The organism is Anaerostipes hominis (ex Lee et al. 2021) (assembly GCF_002270485.1).
Taxonomy (GTDB): domain Bacteria; phylum Bacillota; class Clostridia; order Lachnospirales; family Lachnospiraceae; genus Anaerostipes; species Anaerostipes hominis.
Map to the genome: position 1 here is coordinate 85,020 of NZ_NQOG01000009.1, position 25,320 is coordinate 110,339.

Annotated in this window: 31 protein-coding genes and 1 tRNA gene; 23 read left to right on the forward strand and 9 right to left on the reverse strand. The window is 45.5% G+C overall.

Annotated features, from left to right (window positions below; translation table 11 throughout):
- Positions 1-13 precede the first annotated feature (13 nt).
- Positions 14-1,825, forward strand: a complete 1,812-nt coding sequence (lepA, locus tag CI597_RS10150) for a translation elongation factor 4 (RefSeq protein ID WP_024727240.1) — start codon at positions 14-16, stop codon at positions 1,823-1,825.
- The gene (hemW, locus tag CI597_RS10155; RefSeq protein WP_024727241.1) at positions 1,815-2,951 is read left to right on the forward strand and encodes a radical SAM family heme chaperone HemW; all 1,137 of its coding nucleotides are present in this window, start codon (positions 1,815-1,817) and stop codon (positions 2,949-2,951) included. The genes lepA and hemW overlap by 11 nt, the downstream gene beginning before the upstream one ends.
- On the opposite strand, the gene CI597_RS10160 is transcribed toward hemW, so the two are convergent.
- The 6 genes from CI597_RS10160 to CI597_RS10185 all read right to left on the reverse strand — a co-directional run bounded on the left by CI597_RS10160 (position 2,946) and on the right by CI597_RS10185 (position 9,356).
- On the reverse strand, positions 2,946-3,824 hold the full coding sequence (locus CI597_RS10160; protein WP_024727242.1) for a S8 family peptidase: 879 nt from the start codon (positions 3,822-3,824) through the stop codon (positions 2,946-2,948). The two genes, hemW and CI597_RS10160, sit on opposite strands and share 6 nt — an antisense overlap.
- 76 nt (positions 3,825-3,900) lie before the next feature.
- On the reverse strand, positions 3,901-4,644 hold the full coding sequence (locus tag CI597_RS10165) for an ABC transporter permease (RefSeq protein ID WP_024727243.1): 744 nt from the start codon (positions 4,642-4,644) through the stop codon (positions 3,901-3,903).
- A 4-nt stretch (positions 4,645-4,648) separates the two neighbouring features.
- The gene (locus CI597_RS10170; RefSeq protein ID WP_024727244.1) at positions 4,649-5,365 is read right to left on the reverse strand and encodes an ABC transporter ATP-binding protein; all 717 of its coding nucleotides are present in this window, start codon (positions 5,363-5,365) and stop codon (positions 4,649-4,651) included.
- A 71-nt stretch (positions 5,366-5,436) separates the two neighbouring features.
- Positions 5,437-6,180 carry a MerR family transcriptional regulator gene (locus CI597_RS10175; RefSeq protein WP_024727245.1) on the reverse strand — a complete coding sequence of 248 codons (744 nt, stop codon included), beginning with the start codon at positions 6,178-6,180 and terminating at the stop codon, positions 5,437-5,439.
- Between the two features lie 181 nt (positions 6,181-6,361).
- Positions 6,362-7,378 carry a glycosyltransferase family 2 protein gene (locus CI597_RS10180; protein ID WP_024727246.1) on the reverse strand — a complete coding sequence of 339 codons (1,017 nt, stop codon included), beginning with the start codon at positions 7,376-7,378 and terminating at the stop codon, positions 6,362-6,364.
- A gap of 67 nt (positions 7,379-7,445) precedes the next feature.
- Positions 7,446-9,356, reverse strand: coding sequence for an ABC-F family ATP-binding cassette domain-containing protein (locus tag CI597_RS10185; RefSeq protein ID WP_024727247.1), 1,911 nt, complete (start codon positions 9,354-9,356; stop codon positions 7,446-7,448).
- 152 nt (positions 9,357-9,508) lie between these two features.
- Between CI597_RS10185 and CI597_RS10190 the strand changes: the two genes are divergently transcribed.
- The 15 genes from CI597_RS10190 (at position 9,509) to CI597_RS10260 (ending at position 21,322) form a co-directional block, all read left to right on the forward strand.
- Positions 9,509-10,168, forward strand: coding sequence for a redox-sensing transcriptional repressor Rex (locus CI597_RS10190; protein WP_024727248.1), 660 nt, complete (start codon positions 9,509-9,511; stop codon positions 10,166-10,168).
- Between the two features lie 16 nt (positions 10,169-10,184).
- A complete protein-coding gene (acpS, locus tag CI597_RS10195) occupies positions 10,185-10,547 on the forward strand; it encodes a holo-ACP synthase (RefSeq protein WP_024727249.1) in 363 nt (120 codons plus the stop codon).
- Positions 10,544-12,025 carry a bifunctional ADP-dependent NAD(P)H-hydrate dehydratase/NAD(P)H-hydrate epimerase gene (locus tag CI597_RS10200; RefSeq protein ID WP_024727250.1) on the forward strand — a complete coding sequence of 494 codons (1,482 nt, stop codon included), beginning with the start codon at positions 10,544-10,546 and terminating at the stop codon, positions 12,023-12,025. Before acpS ends, CI597_RS10200 begins: the two co-directional genes overlap by 4 nt.
- A complete protein-coding gene (alr, locus tag CI597_RS10205; RefSeq protein ID WP_024727251.1) occupies positions 12,009-13,175 on the forward strand; it encodes an alanine racemase in 1,167 nt (388 codons plus the stop codon). The genes CI597_RS10200 and alr overlap by 17 nt, the downstream gene beginning before the upstream one ends.
- 117 nt (positions 13,176-13,292) lie before the next feature.
- On the forward strand, positions 13,293-13,640 hold the full coding sequence (locus tag CI597_RS10210) for a type II toxin-antitoxin system PemK/MazF family toxin (protein WP_024727252.1): 348 nt from the start codon (positions 13,293-13,295) through the stop codon (positions 13,638-13,640).
- Between the two features lie 69 nt (positions 13,641-13,709).
- Positions 13,710-14,660, forward strand: coding sequence for a hemolysin family protein (locus tag CI597_RS10215; RefSeq protein ID WP_024727253.1), 951 nt, complete (start codon positions 13,710-13,712; stop codon positions 14,658-14,660).
- 8 nt (positions 14,661-14,668) lie between these two features.
- Complete coding sequence (locus CI597_RS10220; protein WP_024727254.1) at positions 14,669-15,397, forward strand: YebC/PmpR family DNA-binding transcriptional regulator; 729 nt, start codon at positions 14,669-14,671, stop codon at positions 15,395-15,397.
- 88 nt (positions 15,398-15,485) lie between these two features.
- Positions 15,486-15,881, forward strand: coding sequence for a hypothetical protein (locus CI597_RS18540; protein WP_024727255.1), 396 nt, complete (start codon positions 15,486-15,488; stop codon positions 15,879-15,881).
- 60 nt (positions 15,882-15,941) lie between these two features.
- Positions 15,942-16,643, forward strand: coding sequence for a zinc metallopeptidase (locus CI597_RS10230; protein WP_024727256.1), 702 nt, complete (start codon positions 15,942-15,944; stop codon positions 16,641-16,643).
- A gap of 349 nt (positions 16,644-16,992) precedes the next feature.
- Positions 16,993-17,475, forward strand: a complete 483-nt coding sequence (locus CI597_RS10235) for a YbaK/EbsC family protein (RefSeq protein ID WP_024727257.1) — start codon at positions 16,993-16,995, stop codon at positions 17,473-17,475.
- On the forward strand, positions 17,472-17,936 hold the full coding sequence (gene rlmH / locus CI597_RS10240) for a 23S rRNA (pseudouridine(1915)-N(3))-methyltransferase RlmH (RefSeq protein WP_024727258.1): 465 nt from the start codon (positions 17,472-17,474) through the stop codon (positions 17,934-17,936). Before CI597_RS10235 ends, rlmH begins: the two co-directional genes overlap by 4 nt.
- A complete protein-coding gene (locus CI597_RS10245; protein ID WP_024727259.1) occupies positions 17,936-18,616 on the forward strand; it encodes a response regulator transcription factor in 681 nt (226 codons plus the stop codon). Before rlmH ends, CI597_RS10245 begins: the two co-directional genes overlap by 1 nt.
- Before the next feature lie 97 nt (positions 18,617-18,713).
- Positions 18,714-19,649: an ABC transporter ATP-binding protein gene (locus CI597_RS10250; protein ID WP_024727260.1), complete on the forward strand. Its 936-nt coding sequence runs from the start codon at positions 18,714-18,716 to the stop codon at positions 19,647-19,649.
- A complete protein-coding gene (locus tag CI597_RS10255; RefSeq protein WP_024727261.1) occupies positions 19,627-20,427 on the forward strand; it encodes a hypothetical protein in 801 nt (266 codons plus the stop codon). The genes CI597_RS10250 and CI597_RS10255 overlap by 23 nt, the downstream gene beginning before the upstream one ends.
- A gap of 19 nt (positions 20,428-20,446) precedes the next feature.
- Entirely contained in the window at positions 20,447-21,322 is an 876-nt protein-coding gene (locus CI597_RS10260) for a sensor histidine kinase (protein ID WP_024727262.1), read from the forward strand.
- On the opposite strand, the gene CI597_RS10265 is transcribed toward CI597_RS10260, so the two are convergent.
- From CI597_RS10265 to CI597_RS10275, 3 genes are all read right to left on the reverse strand, one after another.
- Complete coding sequence (locus CI597_RS10265; RefSeq protein ID WP_024727263.1) at positions 21,295-21,681, reverse strand: hypothetical protein; 387 nt, start codon at positions 21,679-21,681, stop codon at positions 21,295-21,297. The two genes, CI597_RS10260 and CI597_RS10265, sit on opposite strands and share 28 nt — an antisense overlap.
- A gap of 3 nt (positions 21,682-21,684) precedes the next feature.
- Entirely contained in the window at positions 21,685-21,855 is a 171-nt protein-coding gene (locus CI597_RS19035; protein WP_198959578.1) for a MerR family DNA-binding transcriptional regulator, read from the reverse strand.
- Positions 21,856-22,268: 413 nt separating this feature from the next.
- Complete coding sequence (locus CI597_RS10275; RefSeq protein ID WP_024727264.1) at positions 22,269-22,682, reverse strand: acyl-CoA thioesterase; 414 nt, start codon at positions 22,680-22,682, stop codon at positions 22,269-22,271.
- Between the two features lie 57 nt (positions 22,683-22,739).
- Here CI597_RS10275 and CI597_RS10280 point away from each other — a divergent pair, with 57 nt between their 5' ends.
- The 6 genes from CI597_RS10280 (at position 22,740) to CI597_RS10305 (ending at position 25,158) form a co-directional block, all read left to right on the forward strand.
- Positions 22,740-23,135, forward strand: a complete 396-nt coding sequence (locus tag CI597_RS10280; protein ID WP_081723810.1) for a prepilin-type N-terminal cleavage/methylation domain-containing protein — start codon at positions 22,740-22,742, stop codon at positions 23,133-23,135.
- Positions 23,136-23,139: 4 nt separating this feature from the next.
- The gene (locus tag CI597_RS18550; RefSeq protein WP_024727266.1) at positions 23,140-23,319 is read left to right on the forward strand and encodes a hypothetical protein; all 180 of its coding nucleotides are present in this window, start codon (positions 23,140-23,142) and stop codon (positions 23,317-23,319) included.
- A 237-nt stretch (positions 23,320-23,556) separates the two neighbouring features.
- Complete coding sequence (locus CI597_RS10290; protein WP_235824599.1) at positions 23,557-23,850, forward strand: hypothetical protein; 294 nt, start codon at positions 23,557-23,559, stop codon at positions 23,848-23,850.
- Positions 23,851-23,955: 105 nt separating this feature from the next.
- The gene (locus CI597_RS10295) at positions 23,956-24,732 is read left to right on the forward strand and encodes a prepilin peptidase (protein WP_024727267.1); all 777 of its coding nucleotides are present in this window, start codon (positions 23,956-23,958) and stop codon (positions 24,730-24,732) included.
- Positions 24,733-24,804: 72 nt separating this feature from the next.
- Entirely contained in the window at positions 24,805-25,038 is a 234-nt protein-coding gene (locus tag CI597_RS19470; RefSeq protein ID WP_369882344.1) for a type II secretion system F family protein, read from the forward strand.
- Positions 25,039-25,085: 47 nt separating this feature from the next.
- Positions 25,086-25,158: transfer RNA gene (locus CI597_RS10305), tRNA-Arg, on the forward strand.
- The last annotated feature ends 162 nt before the right edge of the window (positions 25,159-25,320 follow it).

Genomic DNA, 25,320 nt, shown 5'->3' on the forward strand with positions numbered 1-25,320 from the left:
ACAGGAGGAAACTATGGCAATCGATCAGAGTAAAATCCGCAATTTTTGTATTATTGCGCATATAGATCACGGTAAGTCCACATTGGCAGACCGTATCATTCAAAAAACAGGCACCCTGACTGACAGAGAGATGCAGGAACAGGTGCTGGACAATATGGACCTGGAGAGGGAACGCGGGATCACGATTAAATCACAGGCGGTCCGTATTGTATACAAGGCAGAGAACGGTGAGGAGTATATTTTCAACCTGATAGACACGCCGGGGCATGTGGATTTCAACTATGAAGTTTCCAGGAGCCTGGCGGCCTGCGAAGGAGCTGTTCTTGTGGTAGATGCCGCGCAGGGCATCGAGGCGCAGACTTTGGCAAATGTTTATCTTGCCCTGGACCATGACCTGGAAATCATGCCGGTCATCAATAAGATCGATCTTCCGAGCGCAGATCCGGAGAGAGTAAAGACAGAAATTGAAGATGTCATTGGCATTGAAGCTGAGGATGCACCACTGATTTCGGCAAAAAACGGAATCAACATCGAGGATGTGCTGGAACAGATCGTAATGAAGATTCCGGCGCCGTCCGGTGATCCTGAGGGACCGCTGCAGGGACTGATCTTTGACAGTATTTATGATGCCTACAAAGGAGTTATTATTTTTGCAAGAATCAAAGAGGGCACTATCCGGCCAGGAACAAAGATGAAGATGATGGCATCCGGCGCCGTGGCTGAGGTAGTGGAAGTCGGCATCTTCGGCGCGGGACAGTTCATCCCGTCGGAAGAACTCAGCGCCGGCATGGTAGGATATGTGACGGCCAGTCTTAAGAATGTCCAGGATACCACGGTCGGAGATACGATCACGGATGCAGACAATCCATGCAGCGAGCCGCTTCCAGGTTATAAAAAAGTAAATCCAATGGTATTCTGCGGGCTTTATCCGACCGACGGAGCCAAGTATCCGGACCTTCGGGATGCCCTGGAAAAGTTACAGCTGAATGATGCCTCACTACAGTTTGAGCCGGAGACATCGGTGGCACTTGGATTCGGATTCCGCTGTGGATTCCTGGGGCTTTTGCACCTGGAGATCATTCAGGAACGTTTGGAACGGGAATACAATCTGGATCTGGTGACTACTGCACCGGGCGTTGTTTACCGGGTATATAAGACGGACGGTACGATGGCCGAACTGACCAATCCTTCCAACCTTCCGGACCCGTCTCAGATCGATTATATGGAAGAACCGATCGTATCTGCTGAGATCATGGTCACATCCGATTATGTGGGAGCGATCATGGGGCTATGCCAGGAACGCAGAGGCGTTTATATTGGAATGGAATATATCGAGGAGGGACGGGCTGTTTTAAGGTATGAACTTCCACTTAACGAAATCATTTATGACTTTTTCGATGCCCTGAAATCACGGTCCAGGGGATATGCATCTCTGGATTATGAGATGAAGGGATATCAGAGATCAGAGCTCGTGAAACTGGATATCCTGATCAACAAAGAAGAAGTGGATGCACTGTCCTTCATCGTTCATGCCGAGACAGCTTACGAGAGGGGAAGAAAAATGTGTTCCAAGCTGAAGGAAGAAATACCAAGGCATTTATTTGAGATCCCGATACAGGCGGCAGTGGGCAGCAAGATCATTGCCAGGGAGACAGTAAAAGCCATGCGGAAAGATGTGCTGGCCAAATGCTATGGCGGAGATATTTCCAGAAAGCGGAAACTTCTGGAGAAACAGAAACAGGGAAAGAAACGGATGCGGCAGGTGGGAAATGTAGAAATTCCGCAGGAAGCATTCATGAGTGTGCTGAAATTAGATGAAGACTAGAGAACTCGAACTGTACCTTCATATACCGTTCTGCAAAAGAAAATGCAATTATTGTGATTTCTGTTCGTTTCCGGCCGGAGATGATGACATCAGTATCTATATACGAAAGCTTCAGCAGGAAATCCTGTATTGGGGAAGACGCCTCCAAAGTCCGTCAGTGAGCACGGTATTCATCGGAGGAGGAACTCCATCTCTGATTCCGGCAGTGCAGATAGAATCTTTGATGAATACGGTCAGAGATTCTTTTTCCTGTGCAGAAACTATGGAGTGCACGATCGAAGCCAATCCCGGCACTGTCACAAGAGAAAAACTTTCGATCTACCAAAGCTGTGGGATCAACAGGATCAGTTTCGGACTTCAGAGTGCCAGGAAAGAAGAATTAAATATGCTGGGCCGGATTCATACATTTGAGGATTTTGTCTCGGGATTTTATGAAGCCCGGGACTGCGGATTCCAAAATATCAATGTGGATCTGATGAATGCGATCCCTATGCAGACAATGGAAACGATGGAGCAGACCCTGTTAAAAACTGCAGAACTTGAGCCGGAACATTTCTCGGTTTACAGCCTGATCATCGAAGCAGGGACACCTTTCTATGAAAAGAAGGGGCTGGATGATCTCCTGCCGACGGAAGATGAAGACGCTGCCATGTACGAAAGGACGGAAGCGATCCTTCATACCTTAGGCTATGAAAGGTATGAACTGTCCAACTATGCCAGACCGGGATATGAATGCAGGCATAACTGCGGGTACTGGACAGGAAAACCATACCTGGGATTTGGTCTGGCGGCATCTTCTTATTTTGGGAAAAAACGCTTTGCAAATCCGGCAGATATGGAAGAGTATTTGTCATTATCAGATTTCAGCGGCATATTTGAAAAAGAGAACGAGCTGTCCAAAAAAGAAGAGATGGAAGAGTATATGTTTTTGGGACTTCGGATGACAAAGGGGATCTCAAAAATGGAATTTTCCAAGCGGTTCGGGACAGGTATCCTGGATGTTTACCGGAAACCTATCCAAGAACTCTCTGGAAAAGGTCTGTTAAAACAGGATGCCGAAAGAATTTGGATCCCACAACAGGCCCTGTTTTTAAGCAATCAGGTAATGATGGAGTTTCTTTTATAGATCCAGAAGTTTCTGAACGTTGATCTGTCCCCATCCCTGATGATTTCTCGGAGTGGAAAGTTTGTCACAATTGTACCGCAGTTTCATTTTTACATCTTTGTTCGTATAATACGGATACCGCTCCAAAAGCAGGGCGATGGCTCCGGAAACTGCCGGTGTTGCCATAGAAGTGCCGCTCTTGATGCTGTGTCCTCCGTTCAGGCCGCAGGAATAAATATTTGTTCCGGGAGCTACTACGTCCGGCTTCATGACACAGGAAGAGGTAGGCCCCCTGCTGGAATAATTCTTTGCAAAGCGCTGAGAGCCCATGGGACGGCTGGCATCGTCACTGGAACCTACGGTAATGATCTTACGGCTGTTGCCCGGTGCGGTGATGGTATTATCCCTGGGGCCATTATTTCCGCTGGCGATGCAGACGACCAGCCCGTCATCCCACAGCTGATTGACCTGCTTCACAATCGCATTGGCAGCTTCATCGCTTCCGGAGGCAGGAGTGCCGATGGATATGTTTACAATCCGGATTCCATACTGCTTGTGAAAATGGTGAATCCAGGACAGTCCGTTTAGGAAAGTGCGCTGATTTCCGTTGCCCAGAGCATCCAGAACTTTGAGGGAAATGATATGTGCTGCAGGTGCAATGCCGCAGCTTGCAGATGCGGCAATACCCGTGATATGGGTTCCGTGTCCATTGTCGTCATAAGGATATGATCTGTGGTGTACATAATCTATGAATCCGGCGATCCGCTGATCGGCCGGATAAAATTCTTTATGGGGATAGATACCGGTATCCAGGAAGGCAATCCCTATATTCTTCCCCAGGAAGCCATGTTTATGGGCGATATCCGCATGGATTATCTGTGATATAAGCTTCATAAAATACTGTCTCCTAATAAGTGTTATAGTATAAGATACGCCCAAAATACAGAAAAGACATGACATTTTGCGCAGGCTATTCCCACTGAAAGAATTTGAGGGCGGCAGAGGTACAGATTACTGTGATGCAGACGATGGTGACAACCGGAACAATAACACTGCCAAATTCTTCTCCCAGAGAAGCGGCTTTCAGCAGCTTGATTCCCTGGGTCAGCGGCATGATGTCTGCAGCTTTCTGCAGCACTTTGGGCATGATTTCATAGGGCAGCGTTGCGCCTGAAAAAATCAGCATCGGAAAGTACAGCAGACTCGCAGCGACACTCGCTATCTTAGTATTCGGAGCAATACCGCCTACCAACATGCCGATACTGAACATAGACACAATGACCAGGAGATAACATCCCAGAAAACTCACAAAAGATCCGCGGAACTGATATCCAAAGAAAACGACTGCTTCGGTATAGAGAAGGACCAGAGAAACAGCCGCATATAAAGTATAAATTGTCACCTGTACCGCTAAGATCATGGAAGGGCTGACCGGCGTAACCTTGTAGCGCTTTAATATACCCTTGCTCCGATAATCAGAGACGACCAGCGGCAGTCCCATCACACCTCCCGCACAGATGGATATGGTGGTGACGGCTCCGAACGACTGTTCCAGGAAAGAGTATCCGGCACCGCCGAATGCGGGCCTGTCTCCATAAATAATTCCTATAACTGCCAGTACCACAAGAGGCACACAGATCGCAAATATAAACATATCCATTCCTCTCAGAGATAATTTTAATTCTGTTTTCAGCATTGTCTTAAAAGTTTTCATGGATTCATTCCTCCTCGTCTGTATACCAAAGATAAGCGTCTTCAAAATGATCAAAAGGACTCGATTCAACTGCCTCCGCCACCGTACCGTAAAATATGATTTTTCCTTTTTTTAAAATACAGATACAGTCACACAGGTTCTCGATCTCATCCATAAAATGGGACGTCAGGAAAATCGTCAGTCCATTTTCCTTGAGTGAGGAGAGTATATTCCACACTTGTCGTCTGGCCCTAGCGTCCAGCCCGGTCGTCAGCTCGTCCAAGAAGACAACTTCAGGATTGGGTATGAGTGCAAGTATAACAAAAAGTCTCTGCCTTTCGCCGCCGGATAAATCTTTGATCTGGCTTTTTGCTTTGCCGGCAATTCCAAACTTTTGCAGTAATTTTTCTGGATCTGCGGATTCCTTATAGAGGGCAGCGGTGACTTCACAAAGTTCCGAAACGGTGATATTATCCTGATAAGTTGCCTCCTGAAATTGGACTCCTACCTTTTGAAACAGCTGCTTTCTGGATGTCTGCGGATTCATTCCAAGAATGGATATTTCTCCGCTGTCTGCCGTCTTTGTACCTAAAATGCATTCAATCGTTGTGCTCTTGCCTGCACCATTGGCCCCGATCAGGCCGAAAACCGTTCCGCGCTTTACGGATAAACTGATATTGTTTACCGCAGGCGTTTTGTTATAGGTTTTACATAATTTTTCTGATTTTATCACTTCATTCATGAAGGATACCTCCTTTTTTTGTATAAAAAAAGAATACCACCAACGGAAACATTGGTGGTAAAGTGGAGGGTTTAAGAAAATTGTTTTTTCATTCTTTTCAGTTTGCATATCATTTCCAGGGCATTATTCTCGGCAGTCCGTAGAGAAGTAACCAGTTTGTCGCACACAGCAATAATTTCGTCATCCTTATTGGGAGTATCCAAAACTTCTTTGATATCAATCCCGGGATTTTTTGACAGGCGGCCGAGCAGACGCAGAATAGACTCCAAAGAATAATTTGCACACCGCAGGGAGCGAATGATTTTGAGCCTCTGTATATCCTGACTCGTATATATGCGATAGCCATTTTGCCTGCGTTTTACAGTCAAAAGGCCGTTCATTTCCCAATTTCTCAGAGCATCCATAGAAATGCCGAGATACCGGGATACTTCCCTGCGTTTCATGGGATGAGTATGTTCCTGTGATTCTCCGGCTAAAATCTCTGTTACAATTTCAACTGCCTCTTCGGCATTGGCGTGTTCCTTTCTGATCTGTGCCAGGTATTCTTCTGCCAGTACCAGAGCCTTGGAAAAATCACAGGATGCCGCTGTTTTTACGATCTGGACAGCCTTTTTCCTCAGCCCGTTCTGCAGTACCTCCATTTGAAAAGCCAGACGGGCCAGTCGGAACTGTTCGATATGGAGATCGGTAAAAATGCGGTATCCATTGTTCTGCCGCTCCGGTTTTGGGATCAGTCCCGCTTTTTCGTACAGCCGGACGGTATTGGGATGAATTCCTATGAGTTTTGCAACCTCAGATGTTTTATAAGTTTTCATGAAAAAACCTCCATTCATAGCTTTAGAATAACACAGATCAGAAGTATGGTGATATAGTGGAGGGTTTTGGATTTCACATTATAATTTTCTTATGGAATAAAAAATGACATTGGTTTTATTGTTTCCAATGTCATTTTTATCTGATCTGATTGGGGATGTCTGCGCCGGCAGACATGTCCGTTTAATTAAATCCAATGAACTTCCGGGCTGCTTTGTAAGCTGCGATGACAACTTTCCGGCCTCCATAGCCCGGGAGATTGACTGCATTTCCAACAAGAGAGCCCCGGATCTGGCGGTACAGTTTTGTATTTTTTGATTTCAGGTACTTCCAGAGTTCTTTTTTCATCTGAAGATGCTCCGGTATGCCGGATTTGATGGCAATGACAGATGACACAGTCATGATGATACTCAGATAGTGTTTCATGTAGCGGTATAACGGCTTGTTCACCAGTTCAAAGCTGCTCATATAATCGATCATGGCTTTGGTGACAAAAAACTGCTGGTCGATCCGTTTGATCATATTGGCTTCGTTGACAGACTGGTCGTCCCTTCCGATGAAGTAGCGGTAAAAATTTACATCCAGATAGTAAATGGTCTTCACATATGGAAGTGGTTTGAAAACGTAAAGGTTGTCTACATAAAAAGTATGTTCCGGCAGGCACAGGCGGCACTCATGGAGAAGAGAAGTACGGTAAATGACGGAGTGCATGAGAATGTACTGGCTCAGAGGAAAACGCTTTACATCGTCCCATGTAAAAATCTGTTCAACCGGGATCGTATGGCGGTAATGAATCACGGTTTTTCTCTTTACACCCTGTTTCTCATAGACATAGTTGGACATAAACATGTCTATGATGGTTCCCTGACGGTAAAATGTCTCTAATTGATTGAAGATTTCTTCATAAGCATGTTCGCTGACCCAGTCATCACTGTCCACGACCTTAAAATAAATCCCTTTGGCATGAGCGATACCAGTGTTTACCGCACCGCCGTGGCCTTTGTTCTTTTGATGGATCGCCCGGCAGATACCGGGATATTTGTTTTCATATTCATCGGCGATCATGCCGGTATTGTCCGTGGAACCATCGTCGATGATGAGGATCTCAACTTTGTCACCTCCGGTCAACAATGTATCTATGCAGTGTCTCATATATTCCTGGGAATTATAGCATGGCACAGCAAACGATATTAATTTCATCTTGTTACCTCCTAAAAATGGTACTTAGTCTATTATAACAAATATTTGTAAAAATACCATGGCATTTTCACTCGGTTTCTTCTGACAAGGTCTCCCATTCTTCATAAAGGGTTTCCAGATGTTCCTCATTCCGGGCTTTTCCAGTGGAGAGTTCCAGCAGTTTCTTTGTATTGACTGCGTTCTCCGGCAGGCACATTTCTTCGTCAAGTTTTGTGTTTTCCGCCTCCAGTTCCTCGATTTCCTGTTCTATTTTTTTCAGGCGGTTTTCTCTTTTCCGCCGTTTTGCGTCTTTCTCCTTTTGCTTCTGCCAGATCAGCTTCGTATCGGATACAGACTCAGTTTCAGCATCCTGTACCTCTTTCGTGCCTTCCTTTTCCTTTTCTAAAAGATAGTGCTGGTAGTCACCCGGATAAGAGTGAAGACCGTCTTTCGGAGAGAGTTCAAGAATTCTTGTAGCCGTTTTGTTTATGAAATACCGGTCATGGGATACGTAAAGAACCGTGCCTGTGTATTGGGTCAGGGCGGATTCCAGGATTTCCTTGGAGTGAATGTCCAAGTGGTTGGTAGGCTCGTCAAGAATCAGGAAATTGGCATGGGATAACATAAGTTTCGCAAGAGATACCCGCCCCTTTTCCCCACCGCTTAAGGAAGAAACAAGTTTAAATACATCTTCTCCCTTAAAAAGGAAAGCGGCCAGTGTATTTCTGATTTTTGTGTTGGTCAGTTCCGGAAAGGAATCAGATATCTCCTCGAAGATTGTCTTATCCGGATGCAGGTTGTCCTGTGCCTGGTCGTAATATCCGATGGATACTTGGGAACCGAGCCTGATCAGTCCTTTGTTTTTAGGCATTTGTTTGCAGATGATTTTCAACATCGTAGTCTTTCCGGTTCCATTGGCGCCGATCAATGCCACGCGCTCGCCGCGGAATATTTCAAAATTTATATCGGAAAACAGCGTATGCGGCCCGAAACTTTTTTCCAGATGTTCCACCGTTAAGACATCGTTTCCGCTGACAACCGACGGTTCGATAGCAAAGCGCATTTTCCCGTCGATCTCCACAGGCTTTTCGATGACATCAATTTTGTTCAGCATCTTTTCACGGCTCTCGGCCCGGCGGATGGATTTTTCCCGGTTAAACTGCTTTAGTTTTTCGATGACCGCCTTCTGGTGCCGGATCTCCTGCTGCTGGTTTTCGTACTCCTTTAAGCGGATCGCCTTTACCTGATCCCTTTTCTTAATAAAAGAAGTGTAGTTGCCGTCAAAGAGCATCGCATGCCCCGCCTCGATCTCCATCACCTTGTTGACGATCTTGTCCAGGAAATACCGGTCATGGGAGACCAGGATGACAGCGCCCTCATAGTGGCTTAAATAGTTTTCCAGCCATTGGATTGACTCAACATCCAGATGATTGGTAGGCTCATCCAGGAGAAGAATCTCGGGCTTCATCAGCAGAAGTTTTCCGAGAGCTACCCTTGTCTTTTGTCCTCCGGACAGTGTCTCAATCATTTTTTGAAAGTCTTCCTCTTTAAACCCGAGTCCTTTTAAGATTCCTGCGATCTCACTTTCATAGGCAAAACCGTTTTTCTGTTCAAATAAATGAGTGGTCCTGGTGTATTCCTCCATCTTTTCTTCGAGCTCTGCGCCGCTTAAATGCTTCATCATATGCTCCAGAGAGCGGAGTTTTTTGTCCAGTTCGATCACATCTTGTTTTATGGTCAAAAGCTCTTCATAAATGGTGCGGGAAGAAGTATGGTCCTGATGCTGTGCGAGATAGCCGATATCGGCGTCCTTCTTTTTGTGGATCTCCCCTTCGTCGGGTGTCATCTGATCCATGATGATCTTGAGCAGGGTGGACTTTCCGGCGCCGTTTAAGCCGATGACGGCGAGCCGGTCCTTCTCATTGATATGAAAGGAAATTCCTTTCAGGACTTCCTGGTCGACAAATGTTTTATGTATATTCTGACAAGATAAAACCATAGTGCACTCCTTCAAAATTTCTAAGCTGTAAAAATTCCTTTTAAGCATAACATAATTTCTGAAAAAACGCACCGAAAAGTTTGACAGTTATTAGACAATCTTATATAATTTATTTAATTTGAGTAGTTAATAAAATAAGTGGGAGGGTAATAATGTCATCAATGGATAAGAATATATCACCGGCAGTTATAAAGAGATTACCTAGATATTACCGTTATTTGGGGGCTTTGAAAGCAAAAAATATTACGAGGATCTCATCCAAAGAGCTGAGCGAGAGAATGAAAGTAACTGCATCCCAGATCCGACAGGACCTGAATAACTTTGGAGGTTTCGGGCAGCAGGGATACGGTTACAATGTAGAAAACCTTTACGTGGAGATCGGCAAGATCCTGGGGCTTGACAAGAGCAATCAGATGATCATTGTCGGTGCCGGAAATCTGGGGCAGGCATTGGCCAATTATCAGGATTTCAACAATAACAGCATTGGTTTTCAGGTGATCGCACTGTTCGATGTAAATCCGAAGCTGATCGGCATCACGGTGCACGGAGTAGAAGTGCACGATATTGACGATATGGAAGAGTTTATAAAGAATCATGAGATCAAGATCGCAGCCCTCACGCTTCCGCAGGACCAGGCGCCGAAGATTGCCAAAGATCTTGTGTCCTGGGGCATCAAAGGATTTTGGAACTTTGCTCCTGTGGATCTCACGCTGCCAGACAGTGTGACCGTGGAGAATGTCCATCTGGCAGAAAGTCTCATGACGCTGACTTACAATATTCACAGCAGGGAAGACGGCGAGGGCGCGGAGTAAAGACGGGAGGAACGCCATGATTGTCGGTATAGGAACTGACCTGATAGAAATCGGGCGGGTACAGAAGATGGTGGAGAGAAAGAACCGCCTAAGCCGGATTTTTTCAGAAGAGGAACTGGCATACGCAGGTTTAAACAGTACGACTCTTGCTGGTAATTTTGCAGTTAAAGAAGCCGTTTCCAAAGTATTTGGAACCGGCTTCTTCGGATTGGAGCCCTATGAGATCGGAGTGTTCCGGGATTCAAAAGGAGCGCCTTATGTGAAACTGACAGGCAGAGCCGAAAAGCTGGCATCGGATATGCAGATTACGAAATTTCATGTGTCGGTTACGAACACAGGGGGGCTGGCACAGGCTTTTGTCATAGGAGAGTGTCTATGAAATATGTTTTGAAAAATCAGGAAATGCAGGATGTTGATAAAGAGACCATACAGCAGATCGGAATGCCGGGTCTTGTGCTGATGGAGCGGGCCAGCGAAAAAATTGCCCGAAGGCTCATGGAAACGGTCAGAAAAAGTGACAGGATACTTTCTGTGGCAGGATGCGGAAATAACGGGGGAGATGCGCTGGCTGCGGCCAGAATCCTTCTGGAGGAAGGATATTCTGTGGATTTCACAGTCGTGGGGGAGCTGTCCAAGGCATCCGGAGATTTAAAGACGCAGTATGATATCCTTACCCGTCTTGGGTATGAGCAAAAAAAAGAAATAGATTATAACGGCTATGACTGGATTTTGGAAGGAATGTTCGGCGTAGGCCTTTCCAGGGAGATAGCGGGGATATATCGGACCGTTGTGGAGAGGATCAATGAAAGCAGAGCCAGAGTCATGTCAGTCGATATTCCCTCCGGCATCAGCGGGGATACGGGGAAAGTCCTTGGATGCGCCGTCAGGGCAGACGCTACGGTGACGTTCGGCGGGCCCAAGGCAGGACATCTGCTCTATCCGGGAAGAGAATATGCGGGACGGCTGTATGTAGAAAAGATCGGTTTCTTTGATTCCGTTTTAAAGAAGCATGCAGGGGGATTCACATACGACAGGGAAGATCTAAAGAGGCTTCCGGGCCGTTTTGCGGATTCTCACAAGGGCACCTACGGAAAAGTCCTGATCATAGCAGGAAATGAGACGATGTCAGGGGCTGCTTTTTTTTCGGCAAAGAGTGCTCTGCGCATGGGCAGCGGACTGGTAAAGGTGATTTCCTGTGAAGCCAACCGTCCGATTCTGCAGTCTATGCTTCCGGAAGTACTGTTCGGAACATATGAGAATGTAAAAAAAGCCCTTGAATGGTGTGACTGTATCTTATTCGGACCTGGAATGGGAGTCTCAGAGCGGACCAAAGAATTATTGGAAGAGGTTTTACAGTGTGGAAAGAAACCTCTTTTGCTGGATGCCGACGGCCTGAATACGGTCAGCCGTTATGGAATGGAGATCGATTATCCGGCAGGGTGTGTTCTCACACCGCATCTCCTGGAAGCTGCAAGGCTTCTTGGAATATCCGCAGAGCAGGTGAAAGAAAGTTTGACGGATGCGGGGCAGAGGCTGGCAGACAGATTCCGCGGCACTGCTGTGCTGAAGGATGCGGCGACGCTCGTAGTGTCAGCCGACCGGCCCGTTTATTATAACAGCAGCGGCAACAACGGAATGGCCACAGGGGGGAGCGGAGACGTGTTAAGCGGCATGATCGCAAGTCTCCTCGGGAGAGGCATGGGATGTTTGGAAGCTGCGGTTCTGGGCGTCTATGTCCATGGGCTTGCAGGAGACCATGCTGCAGAAATTTTGGGATACGACAGCATGCTGGCATCAGACATCATCGACGCGGTCAGCAGTGTTTTAGGAGGAATCAGCAATGAATCAATATTATAGAGTATATGCAGCCATCGACCTGGATGCGATCTGCCAAAATATCAGCGAGATAAAGAAAATTGTGGGGCCGGATACAAAGATCATGCCGGTGATCAAGGCCGACGGCTACGGACACGGGGCAGTCCCGGTGGCGAAGGCATTGAATAAGATCGGCGTCGACGGTTTTGCGGTGGCGATCATTGAGGAAGGGATCGCACTGAGAAAACAGGGGATCACAAAACCGATCTTAATTCTTGGATATACTTCGGAATATCAGTATGCTTCTTTGATCCAGCACGAAATTGAACAGACGGTATTTTCTTATGAGATGGCGGAGGCGATCTCTAAATTTGCGGTTACGATGAAGAAGGAAGCCAAGATACATATCAAAGTGGATACCGGAATGAACAGGATCGGTTTTAAGCCCACGGAAGAATCTGTCGGGCAGGTACAGCGTATCCGGAAGCTTCCGAATATTAAGATCCAGGGGATTTTTACTCATTTTGCATGTGCGGACGAGGAGGAGAAGACATCAGCCAGACACCAGAAGGAACTGTTTGATCAGTTTGTCTCAAAGATTGAAGAAAAAGGGATCAAGATCCCGGTCAAGCACGTCTCCAACAGCGCAGCCATCATGGACCTTTGTGAATGCCGCATGGATATGGTGCGCTCCGGCATCATCACCTATGGACTGTACCCATCCGAAGAAGTGGATAAGTCGGCCATTGATTTAAAGCCGGCACTTTCCCTGATCAGCCATGTGATCCATGTAAAGGAAGTGGGACCGGGAGAAGGGGTCAGTTACGGCTCAACGTTCGTTACGGACAGGAAGACCAGGATCGCGACGATACCGGTAGGTTACGCTGACGGCTATCCGAGGGCCTTATCTTCCAGGGGAAGGGTCATTATCCGGGGACAGTATGCGCCGATTATTGGAAGGATCTGCATGGATCAGTTTATGGTGGACGTGACCGATATCGAAGGCGTCAGCGTCATGGACCGGGTCACCCTGGTAGGGACAGACGGAGATAAAAATATCACGGTGGAAGAGGCGGCAGATCTGGCAGGTTCCTTTAACTATGAATTTGTCTGCGGGATCGGAAAAAGGGTTCCCAGAGTATACTTCCAGGATGGAAAGGCAAAAGAGGCAGTGGACTATCTGGAAGACTGAGGTATTCTAAAGCCGGACGAAAATCGTTTGGAAAATAGGATTAAGTTGAATACTTCTGAAAGAAATGTCAATACTCTTCATAAACTATTATGAAAGAGATGGAGAGTGATTAGGCTTATGGTAATTAAGCGAGGAGATATTTTTTATGCGGATTTGAGGCCTGTTGTCGGCTCAGAACAAGGAGGCGTCCGCCCGGTCATTATTTTGCAGAACGACGCGGGCAACCGATACAGCCCCACGGTCATCTGTGCAGCGATCACGAGCAAGATGAACAAGGCAAAACTTCCGACCCATGTGCCGGTGGACTGCAGGAAATGCCAGCTGGAAAAAGATTCGGTTATCTTGCTGGAACAGATCAGGACGATCGATAAAAGCCGGCTGAGAGAAAAGGTCTGTCATCTGAACAGTTTTATATTGGAGAAAGTTGACAGGGCATTAAAGATCAGTTTAAGTCTTGATACATAGATGGACAGATTGACCTTTTCTTCGTAAAATGGTATATTTTATTACGACTGATGAATAAAGGAGATGTATATGGAAGATTTAAGTGCCGCGATGATCCTGATACCGCTGCTTACGTTGGTATTAGGTGCCGTCTTCGGCTACATAATTGGAACGAAAAGCAAAAATAAGCCCAAGGGTAAGCAAAACGATCAGACAGAGCGGGAAGCGGATGACGATAATGACAATGAATATGAGGAAGAGATCATGAACATTGTCAACCAGGGGCATGAGCAGGGGGCCATTTTGGAAGATGAAGCCAAGATGATCACCAATATTTTTGAGTTCGGGGACAAAGATGTAACCGATGTCATGACTTCCAGAAAGAAAATCGATGGGATCGACTGCACCATGTCTCTGGAAGAAGCCCTGCATTTTATGCTGGATGAGCCATATTCAAGATTTCCTCTCTATGAGGAGGATATCGATCATATCATCGGTGTCCTGTATCTCAAGGATGTGATCGACGCCTTTATAAATAATAAAGATCTGGAGCTCTATGAGATTGCCAGGGAGCCGTTCTATGTACACCAGACCATGAATCTGTCTGTGTTGTTTCAGGAAATGCAGACAAAAAAGATCCATATGGCGATCGTTGTGGATGAATACAGTCAGACAGAAGGCATTGTTTCAATGGAAGATATGCTGGAAGTGATCGTTGGAAATATCCTGGATGAGTATGATGTGGAAGACAGGGAGATCACAAAGCTTGGTTGGGCCGATATTTTCCTGATGCGGGGAAGCACGAGACTTGAAAAGATCGAGGAAGTGCTCGGCATCGAGTTTGAAGTAGAAGAGATTGAAACGCTGAGCGGATTTTTGGTAGACCAGTTGGGCCATCTTCCGGAACAGGGAGAAGAAGTGGAGATCATTTATGAAGGATGGTCTTTTAAATCCGTGGATATTCACGACAACGTGATCAAACAGGTAAAAGTGGAGAAAAAGCATACAAAAAAAGAAGAAAATGATTCAGAGAAGGAGTAAATACAGTTATGTCAGGACATAGTAAATTTGCAAACATTAAACACAAGAAAGAAAAAAATGACGCGAAAAAAGGCAAGATCTTTACCAAACTCGGAAGAGAGATTGCTGTGGCGGTGAAAGAAGGCGGTGCGGACCCGGAAAATAACAGCCGGCTCCGTGATATTATCGCTAAGGCAAAGGCCAACAATATGCCCAATGACACCATTGACCGAAGCATCAAAAAAGCTGCGGGCGATGCAAACGCCGTCAACTATGAGGCTATTACATATGAAGGATACGGCCCGAGCGGAGTTGCGATCATCGTAGAGGCTCTGACAGACAACAAAAACAGGACTGCCTCCAATGTCCGGAGTGCCTTTACCAAAGGAAACGGAAGCATCGGGACACCGGGCTGTGTCTCCTACAATTTTGAGAAAAAGGGCCAGATCATTATCGCAAAAGAGGATTGTCAGATGGATGAGGACGATCTCATGATGACTGCGCTGGATGCGGGAGCAGAGGATTTTGCCGCAGAGGAAGACAGCTATGAGATCGTTACGGACCCGGATGATTTTTCTAAAGTCAGGGAGGCTCTGGAAGCGGAGTCCATCGAGATGGCCAGTGCGGAAGTCACCATGATCCCGAACACCATGGTAGAGCTGGTTTCTGAGGATGATATCAAGAATCTGCAGAAGACGCTGGATCTGCTGGAAGAAGATGATGACGTCCAGGATGTCTGGCATAACTGGAACGAATAGACTGTACAGACCGAACAGAGACCTTTCATTATGCATTTATGTCATGATGAAGGGTCTTTTTATGATATAATTAAGAAGATGATATATCATGCAGATCCGGGAAGGTGCCATCAGGGGAACCGGCAGGGCTGTGATCAAAGTATCTGTTCCTGAATCGGGCATTTATAGCAGTGCTTCTAAAAATATTACGGTCAAAGCGGCACCGAAGCGTCCTTCATTCAGCATTAAGAATATAAAAGGGAAAAAATTAAGGATCAGCTGGAAAAAGGATAAAAGGCCAAGCGGTTATGAGATCTGTACAGCGTCCAACTCAGAATTTAAAAATCAGAAAGTAAACTTTGTATGGATTTTGATCTCCTATGAGATACTAATAACCTTAATATTTCAGGATTATATGAAAGAAGACAGGACGAATTTTCTTTGTGAACATCCTGTGATTTTTTCTAAAATAACTATAAAATCTATTGATTTTATAACAGCTTGAAGATATAATGCATGTTACTGTAAAGAAAAGATAAACTTTTTGAAGAGGAAGGGATGACTTATGTTTCCGATGTATGGATTTTTTGATCCGACTTATATTTTGATTATAATAGGTGTTATTATTACGCTTGCGGCATCTGCCAAGATGAATTCGGCTTTTAGGAGGTACTCAAGGGTCCGCAGTCACTCAGGGCTGACAGGAGCACAGGCAGCTACGAAAATTTTGAATTATGCGGGAATCTATGATGTAGTAGTGGAACGTGTGTCCGGTAACCTGACCGACCACTATGATCCAAGAAGTAAAGTATTAAGATTGTCCGACGCTACGTATAATGCCACATCGGTAGCGGCAATCGGTGTCGCCGCTCATGAGTGCGGTCATGCTATGCAGGACAAAGAGGCGTATGCACCGCTCAAACTCCGCGGAAGTCTAGTACCTGTAGCTAATATTGGCTCTAATCTTTCATGGGTTTTTATTATCCTGGGTATCATCATGGGGGCCAATCAGACACTCCTGAATATCGGGATACTCCTGTTCTCGCTGGCCGTGATCTTCCAGTTAGTAACTCTTCCGGTAGAGTTCAACGCATCCAGCCGTGCGCTGAGAGTTTTGAAAGACTCTGCGATGATGTATGATGATGAAGTGGAAGATACAAGAAAAGTATTATCTGCGGCTGCATTGACCTATGTAGCATCTGCGGCTGCAGCTATTTTGAGTCTGCTGCGTCTGGTGATTTTATTCGGCGGCGGCAGAGACGATTAATAAATTAAAGAGATTTTCTCGATTTTCTGCATTCGGTTTTGAAAAGCCCGTCTTTTCGCTGTATCCAAAGTTCTTATAAAGATAAAGACACCGTGTTGCAAAGACTGGGAATAAACATAAGACGCCGTGGATTTTTGGATGCGTGATACGATTGACGGGAGCAGCAGTCTGTCTGTTTAAGAAAAAGAAGATGGAGGAGTGGACAGCCGGGAGAAACAAACCTGGCTGTCTTCTTTTGTTTCGGGAAAAGTCTGGATGCACGGATCACGGAAAGCAAAACTTGTCAACTGAATAAAGAAAGCTTAAAATAGTGAAGAGTAAGTATTCAGGAAGAGAAAGGATGATTGACATGTCTGTAACAGAGGTCAGGAGTTATTTAAAAGAATTTAATATGGCTGACAGAATGAAGGATTTTGAAGCTTCCAGTGCCACAGTAGAGCTAGCGGCCAAAGCACTGGGTGTGGAAGAAGCGAGGATCGCCAAGACGTTATCCTTTTACGGGCCGGATGGGTGCTGTATCCTTGTGGTAACCGCCGGAGACGTAAAGATCGACAATAAAAAATTTAAAAATATGTTCGGGTTAAAGGCAAAGATGCTGAGAGGAGACGATGTAAAAAAGCTTACCGGACATGAAAAGGGCGGTGTCTGCCCATTTGCAAATCCGGAGCATACAGAAGTATTTTTGGATGAGTCGCTGGGAAAGTTTGAAACTGTTTTTCCTGCCTGCGGCAGCGCAAATTCTGCGATTGAGCTCAAACCGGAAGAACTCTTTCAATGTGCAAAAGCCGTGAAGTGGGTGGATGTGACAAAGGCCGCAGGAGCCCCAAAATGAACGTAAAGATTATCTGTGTGGGGAAGATTAAGGAGCCATATTTAAGAAAACTGATCGAGCGCTGTGTGAAAGAACTGAACAGGAGCTGCCGTCTGGAGATCATTGAACTGAAAGATGAAAAAACACCTGACGGAGCCAGTGAGAAGGAGGAGGAGCGCATCCGGGAGATCGAGGGCAAGAGGATCTTAAACCGGATTCCGGAAGGAAGCATTGTGATCCCGCTTTGTATTGACGGAAAACAAATGACTTCAGACGAACTCAGGCACAAGTGGGAGAAATGGAACAGGCAGAGGGATGCAGAGGTTGTATTCGTTATCGGAGGATCTCTGGGACTTTGCAGTGCGGTCCAGAGGAGGGGGACATTTAAGCTGAGTTTCAGTGCAATGACATTTCCACATCAGCTGATGAGGCTGATCCTCTTGGAACAGCTTGTATATGCGGCAGGGATGAAGGAGGAATGATGGGATCAATATTGATCATAGAGGACAATCAGGATGTCAGCCGGATGCTGTCGGAGTTTCTCTTAGAGTCCGGCTATCAGCCAGAGTCAGCTTTTTCCGGAACGGACGGGCTTAGAAAACTGAAAGAACACTGCTATGACCTGGTGCTCCTGGATCTGATGCTTCCCTATAAAAGCGGAGATCAGGTTTTGAGGGAACTGAGGGAATTTTCGGATATTCCGGTGATCGTCATTTCGGCAAAGGACCTGGTGGGAACAAAGATCGATCTCTTAAAGCTGGGGGCCGACGACTATATTACGAAGCCTTTTGATATGGGAGAGGTAGAGGCCAGGGTCCTGTCGAATTTAAGACGGCAAAGTTCTTCCAAAGTCAAAGAACAGACGCTTCAATACAAAGATCTGATACTGTCGAAAGATGCAAAAAGTGTACTGCTGGAAGGCCAGGATGTGAAACTTACCGCAAAGGAATATGCAATCCTTCAACTGCTGATGGAGTATCCGAAGAAGGTCTACACAAAAGCAAATTTATACGAGACTGTATGGGAAGATGAATATTTGGGGGATGATAATGCAGTAAAGACCCATATAAGCAATTTAAGGAACAAATTAAAAAATGCGAATCCCTTAGAACAGTATATTGAGACGGTGTGGGGCATCGGATATCGGATGTACAAGGAATAAACCGACAAATTCTTTACCATTGATAGTATGAACTTAACCTTTTCTTTACGATTGACAGCTATACTGTACTTACAAAAGGAAAGGACAGGTGAGAAACATGAATTATGTATTGGAGACAGAAAATCTGACGAAAGATTTCGGCAGTTTCCGTGCGCTTGACCGGGTCTCAGTAAAACTTGAGCCCGGGAAAATTTATGGGCTGATCGGCCGGAACGGAGCCGGGAAGACCACACTGATGCGTCTTGCGACAGGACTCAGCTTCCCCTCAGAAGGAAGCATTTCTTTGTTTGGGCGCGGGGGTGAAAAAGCCCTGCAGGAGGAGCGGAAACGGATTGGCTGTATGATCGAATATCCGGGCATTATCGGAAACATGAATGCCAAAGAGAACCTGAGAGTCCGCAGAGTCTTAAAGGGAATACCAAACGAGGAAAATGAAGATGAACTGCTCAAACTGGTAGGCCTTTCAAAGGCAGGGAAGAAAAAAGCAAAAGATTTTTCCCTGGGTATGAAGCAGAGACTCGGCATCGCAGATGCACTGATCGGCAGTCCGGAACTGCTCATCTTAGATGAACCCGTCAATGGGCTGGACCCGCTTGGTGTGGTGGAAATCCGCCGTCTTCTGATAAAACTGTGCCGGGAAAATCATATAACGATCCTGATTTCCAGCCACAATCTGCCGGAACTCTACCAGACGGTAACAGATTATATTATTATCCATGAGGGAAAAGTCGTAAAAACGCTGAACCAGGAAGAACTGGATGAAAAGTGTAAGCGTCACATCAGAATCCGGTGTGCGGAGACATCCAGGCTGGCAGCGGTTTTAGAAGAGAGCCTTCATACGTCGAATTATAAAGTGATGCCGGACGGCTCTGCAAAGCTGTATGATTGCCTGGAACGGCAGGAGCAGGTTGTGGAAACTTTATATCAAAACGGATTGACAGTGAAAGGATTTTCCGTGGAAGGTGATAGTTTGGAGAATTATTTTATATCTGTGATAGGGGGCGGTCAGAATGATGAATGTTTTAAGGGCTGATATGTTAAAGCTGAAAAAGTCATTGGCTTTAAAAGTGATCTTTTTGATCTCCGGGGCAGGAGCAGTCCTCATGTTGATCGTGGCCCGTCTGTTCGGGAACGGCACTCTTGGCATGAACGCTGCCGGCAATGCATCCTTCCTGGCAGATCCTCAGATGGTGGCCCTTTTGGGAACAGTGGCCGCAGGAATGTTTCTTTGCGGGGATTTTGAAAATAAGACTGTTCACGATGCAGTGTCCGGAGGCATCGGAAGAAGTCAGCTGGTTCTGGGGAAAGCACTTTCTTATTTTTTGATCCTCTTTCTATTGATTCTTCCGTATTTCGCAGTCACGATCACGGCATTTTTTATAGACAGCCAGTATCAGCTGTATATCCCGTCTGTGTTTCTCACTTTGATTTGCAGAGAATCAGGAAATGCGCTCACACTATATTCTGTATTGAAAATTCTTGGGATCACGGCGGCGGTATGTGTGGTCTACGCGGGACAGCTGAGCATTTGTCTTCCGCTGGCGTTTATTTTTCGCAGGCCGGTGCCGGTCATCGGGATTGGATATCTGGTATCAATGACCTGCGGAATGCTTCAGGCAGGAGGAAACAAAGTATTTAAAGTATTTGAAAAAATGATCAGTATGACGCCGTTCCACTTTAAAAATTTAACCCGGCTTTCTATGGACGCAGAACCGGAAATGTTTTTGAAGAGTGTCGGAACCGGAGTCGGTTTTACCGTTCTGATGATCCTGGCGGCCATGCTCATTTTCAGGAGAGCCGAGATCAAATAAACATACAGGAGATGTACAGATGGTTCTTATATTGTCAGCGGTGATCGTAATTCTGGTCGGATATGTGATTTTGCTCCGGAAGCAGGTCAATAAAATAAACCGCCAGCTGGAAAAACGCAGAAAAGAAAATACGAGACAGCCGATAAGCCTGGAATTGATAGATTCCGGGCTTACAAGCCTTGCGGGAAATATCAACCGATGCCTGAAAAGTGAGGAAAAACTGAGGGAAGAGACTGTGCGCAGGGAAAAGGAGCAGAAGGAAATGATAGCAGACTTATCCCACGATCTCAGAACACCTCTGACGGCAATCAAGGGATACCAGCAGCTGCTCATGGCTACACTAACGGAGGAAGGACAGAGAGAAAGACTCCGGACCGCTCAGAAACATGCAGATGAACTGGGGAAGATGATCGAACAATTTTTTGAGTATTCTCTTTTTTCTTATAAAGCATCAGAGCCAAAATGTGAACGGATTAATCTTGGGGCATTGATCGCCGAATGTATTGCGGAAATGGTTCCGGTGCTGGAAGAACATAAACTTTCCATCCGGATGAAAGAAACAGATCTGGTTTATGCAAAAGCGGATAAGGAAATGCTCATCAGAATTATTCAGAATTTGATTCGTAACTGTCTTGCCTATGCAGAATCCGATGCTGTGGTCAGGGTAGTAAAAACAAAAAAAGCGGTTTTTTCATTTGGAAACCGGACAACGGTAACAGCAGACCCGGATCGCCTGTTTGTCCGGTTTTACAGGGAAGACCGATCAACAAGCCGGCCGGGAGGTATGGGCCTTGCCATTGTAAAACTTTTGGCAGAACAGATGGGGGGAACTGTCAGGGCCAGAAAAAAGGACGGCTGGCTGTGGATCTATGTCGAACTTCCTTCTGACGGATGATACTTATTCCATTCATCCAGGATATAACGGTTCCACAGATTATAAAATTGAAAGCCGCGTGCAGCAAACCCTGAGAAAAATACAAGGACTGCAATGGCGGATGTGTACCGGAATCCTGTCAAAGACAAGGCATACCAGATAAAAACCGTCGACAGCAATGCCGATACGGTGTAAAGGAAAACAGCGTATGTCTTTATCTGCTTTTTCGAGAGACTGAGAATAAACCCGATCCATCTGCCGGGAGCGAAGCATAGAGATCTGTCTTTCATCAAAAATATAAAAAAAATAAGTCCCAGCGCGGCCAGCTTTGTGATTAAGGATTTCACGCCTATAATTACAAGAAATAAAATTAATTTCATGTCTTACCTCTCTTTAGTTTCTGACTGTATCATCATCTGTGTGATGTATTCGTCTGCACTGGAAATCACAAAATCATCTCCTTTAGAGTGTGGTGAGAACAGACCGATCGTATCATAATAGTGCAGAGTCCGCTTGGTGATTGCGTAGATTTTTGCAAACTGTGAAGTTGTCATTTTTATTGAGCGGCGATTTATGATATTTCCTCCTTGACTTCACGCTTACTGAATACTTTAAGGTAATTATATACCAATAAGTTTAATTAGAATAGGAGCAATCAAATGAAAGAACAAATCAGGATAAGAGAATACATGGACAGAGACAGCATCTAAATTGGCAAGAGTTTTTCTGTACAGCTGCCTCTGCAGCCAGACTTCAGGTTATCAAGATTTTTGGATGTATAAACCTGTATGAAAAATGAAGAGATTCAAAGTATTTATCTGTTTACAGACACAAGCTGTAATTTTAAATTTTATGAACATCAGGGTATGAACCGGTGCAGGGAACATACCCAAATTTTCACTGTCCACAGCCGGCCAAAATGAAATTCTTTTTGTCTGAACAGGAGGACAGAAGTATGGCCTGAACTCTATTTGTCCAGACTTTCCTCAAACATCCGGTAGATCTCGGGATGTTCTTTTTTTACATTGACCGGCACCAGATTTTTGCCGACCATCCCGTGAGAGGTGGTGCCGGTGGCGATCAGGGCGCGGGGATTTTCCCGAATGACTTCATAGGAGAATTCCAGGCGCACCGGTGTAAGCCTTGTCAGTTTTATCCGGATGGAAAGTTCGTCTTCATAAAAAGCGGCCTGTTTATACCTGACCGTAAGGCCGGTAAGAGGTGTGATAATGCCGGCTTTCTCCACGTCTGTGTAGCTGATTCCTGAGGCTTTGATAAAATCGGTTCTTGCAACCTCAAACCAGACTGGATAATTACTGTGATGAGCAATCCCCATCTGGTCTGTTTCCGCGTATCTTACAACGATTTTTGATGTGTACATAAAATCATCCTTTCTTAGCTTTGTCAATTCTACCAGTATATAATAAAACGTCCTGATATGTCTAACCCATCTTTCATGGAATCGTTGAATTTCTTAGATTTATATTGTATCATAAAAGAAACAGACAGCAGAAAAGAAAGCAAGGAGAGCTTCTATAAAAAACAGGCTGAAAGCAACAGAGGGTATACATTGGTAGAGCTCATGGCGGCACTGGTTATTTTTGCCATCCTTATTTCTGCGGATCAGACAGAAGGCAATGTGGGGATCGGTATCCCTCTGACGGTGGAAAGACAGGGAACTCAGAATTACAGGACATCGGGAACTGAAGAAGGCAGGAAAGTTACGATCAGCAATTTTACTGTAGATCCGACGCAGCTTTCAGAAGCAAATATAAAAGATTTTTATGCTAAAATCGAGCGCACGATCAATGGCTATTATAACGGCATGAACTAAAAGGATGAAAAACGATAAGCGGGTCTACTACAATGAGAAAGAAGAAGGCTACGGCAAAAAAGAAGCTTTCCGCACTCTGGATATTGAGATGATCCAATCGGCGAAAGATACACTGGGAGACATAAAGGTTACGGTCTACTGGGAGTTTAAAAGGATGAATCCCTTGACCAGGCTGTACTTGTGACAAAAGTAAGTGCAAGTTCCAGAAAGCAGGAATATCATATAACGACCAGGTATTCTTTAAAGCTAAACACTGGCGAGCCGGAGCAGTGGATCTGGGCGACAAAATGGCAGGAGTGATTGCATGAGAAAAATACGGAAGCGGAATGACCCATGTGGAATTGATGGTTACTTTTCTGCCGCTGGTACAGCTGCTGCTGCCCGTTCGTTGAGAAACTTTCAGAGGTAAAGGCAAGCAAATATGATAGTGTTTCTATTACATTTCGGACGGTATAACCTGTGCACACGAAGAAGGTTTAAAAATCACAAGTTCATAGAATATGCAAAAGGGGAAGAAGTTCCTGACGCGGGAAAACGCCAGGTGTTCTCCGGGGATGTGGAAAAGGACATTTTAAAAACTGCCAGGAGTTATGGAAGGATCGACACCATTGCCTATGACAGACGGGATGTAAAAGTGACAGAACTTGTATATATTGAGGATGGCTACATCGTAAGCTACAAAGAAATGAAGGGAAAACCAGTCAGGAAAGTGTAGCGATTGAGCCGGATGATAGGGGATTCATAAGAGATTTAAGTAAAAGGGTGTCCCAAAAGTATTTTTATTTCTGGGGTATCCTTTTCTTTTGCAAAAGGGGGAAACATGGGACTTGTATATTTTATATTCTTCTGGATCGGAGCATCCGTCTTTTCTTTTGTGAATGTCTTGATCTATAGGGTGCCCAGGAAGATTTCTTTTGTCGGCGGCAGAAGTTTTTGTCCGTCCTGCAGGACCAATCTAAAACTATACGATATGATACCAGTATTCAGTTATATTCTCCTTAAAGGCAGATGCAGAAAATGTAAATCAAAGATCCCGGTCCGCTGCCTCTTTGTAGAATTACTGGGAGGAATTTTAGCTGTTCAGTGTGCGGCAGCCGTTCCTTTGGATGAGACGGGAGCAGGCATCTACCTTTTTAAAACAGTTTTTTTATTAATGACTGGGGCTCTTTTGACTGCAGTGACATTTGTAGATATTGACACAATGGAAATTCCCAATGGCTTTGTACTGGCGTTAGCGTGTCTTGGAGCCGTGTCTCTTTTTGTGTTTCCGGAAGTTTCTCTGCCTGTGAGGGTGACCGGATGTTTTGCGGTCAGCGTTCCGATGCTGCTGCTTACGGTACTGATCCCTGGAGCTTTCGGGGGCGGTGATATTAAGCTGATGGCCGCAGCGGGAATCCTGCTGGGGGCAAAGCTTACCGGCGCCGCATTTTTCTTTTCTATGTTAGCCGGAGGGCTGTACGGAATCTACCTGCTGGCCGGAAAGAAAAAAGGAGGCAAAGATCATTTTGCATTCGGACCGTTTTTATGTGTGGGCATCTGGGCAGCCATTTGTTGGGGAAATGAGATCTTCGGCTGGTATTTTGGACTTTTGCCGTGAGATGATGCTTGAGGAGGGAAATTATATATGCCGAAATATAAATATAAATCAAAAGAAAGATGAAGGAGTCTCATTGGTTCACTCCCTGAATTTCCTTTCTCAGAGGCGATGGAGGAACAGGGGAGGACGTTCCCGGTCCTTTTAGTCAGTATGATGCGCTCTGCGGAGGTCAATGGAAATTTGGACCGTACCTCACTGCACATGGCGGAGCATTATGATAAAGAAAACAGGCTCAACGGAAAAGTCAGGAATGCCGGATTTAATGTAGAAAATGTCCTAAAATTTCAAAAATATGATTGCAAATGATTTGGAATTGTTGTAATATATAACACGGACATTTAATATACTACTTTGCATCAGTAACTCAGTGGATAGAGTGACAGCCTCCGAAGTTGTTGGTCGCAGGTTCGACTCCTGCCTGGTGCAGTTTTGAAAACCGCATATATATGCGGTTTTTTTAAGTATGACGGGCATGTCCGTGTTCTGTGGTGCAAGTCCACATAGGCGTAGCTACCGACGAACTTGTAAGCGACTCCCAAGGTTTGCATCGTGAGGTGTGGGCGAGAAGAAGGGATAGCGAAATCGTAG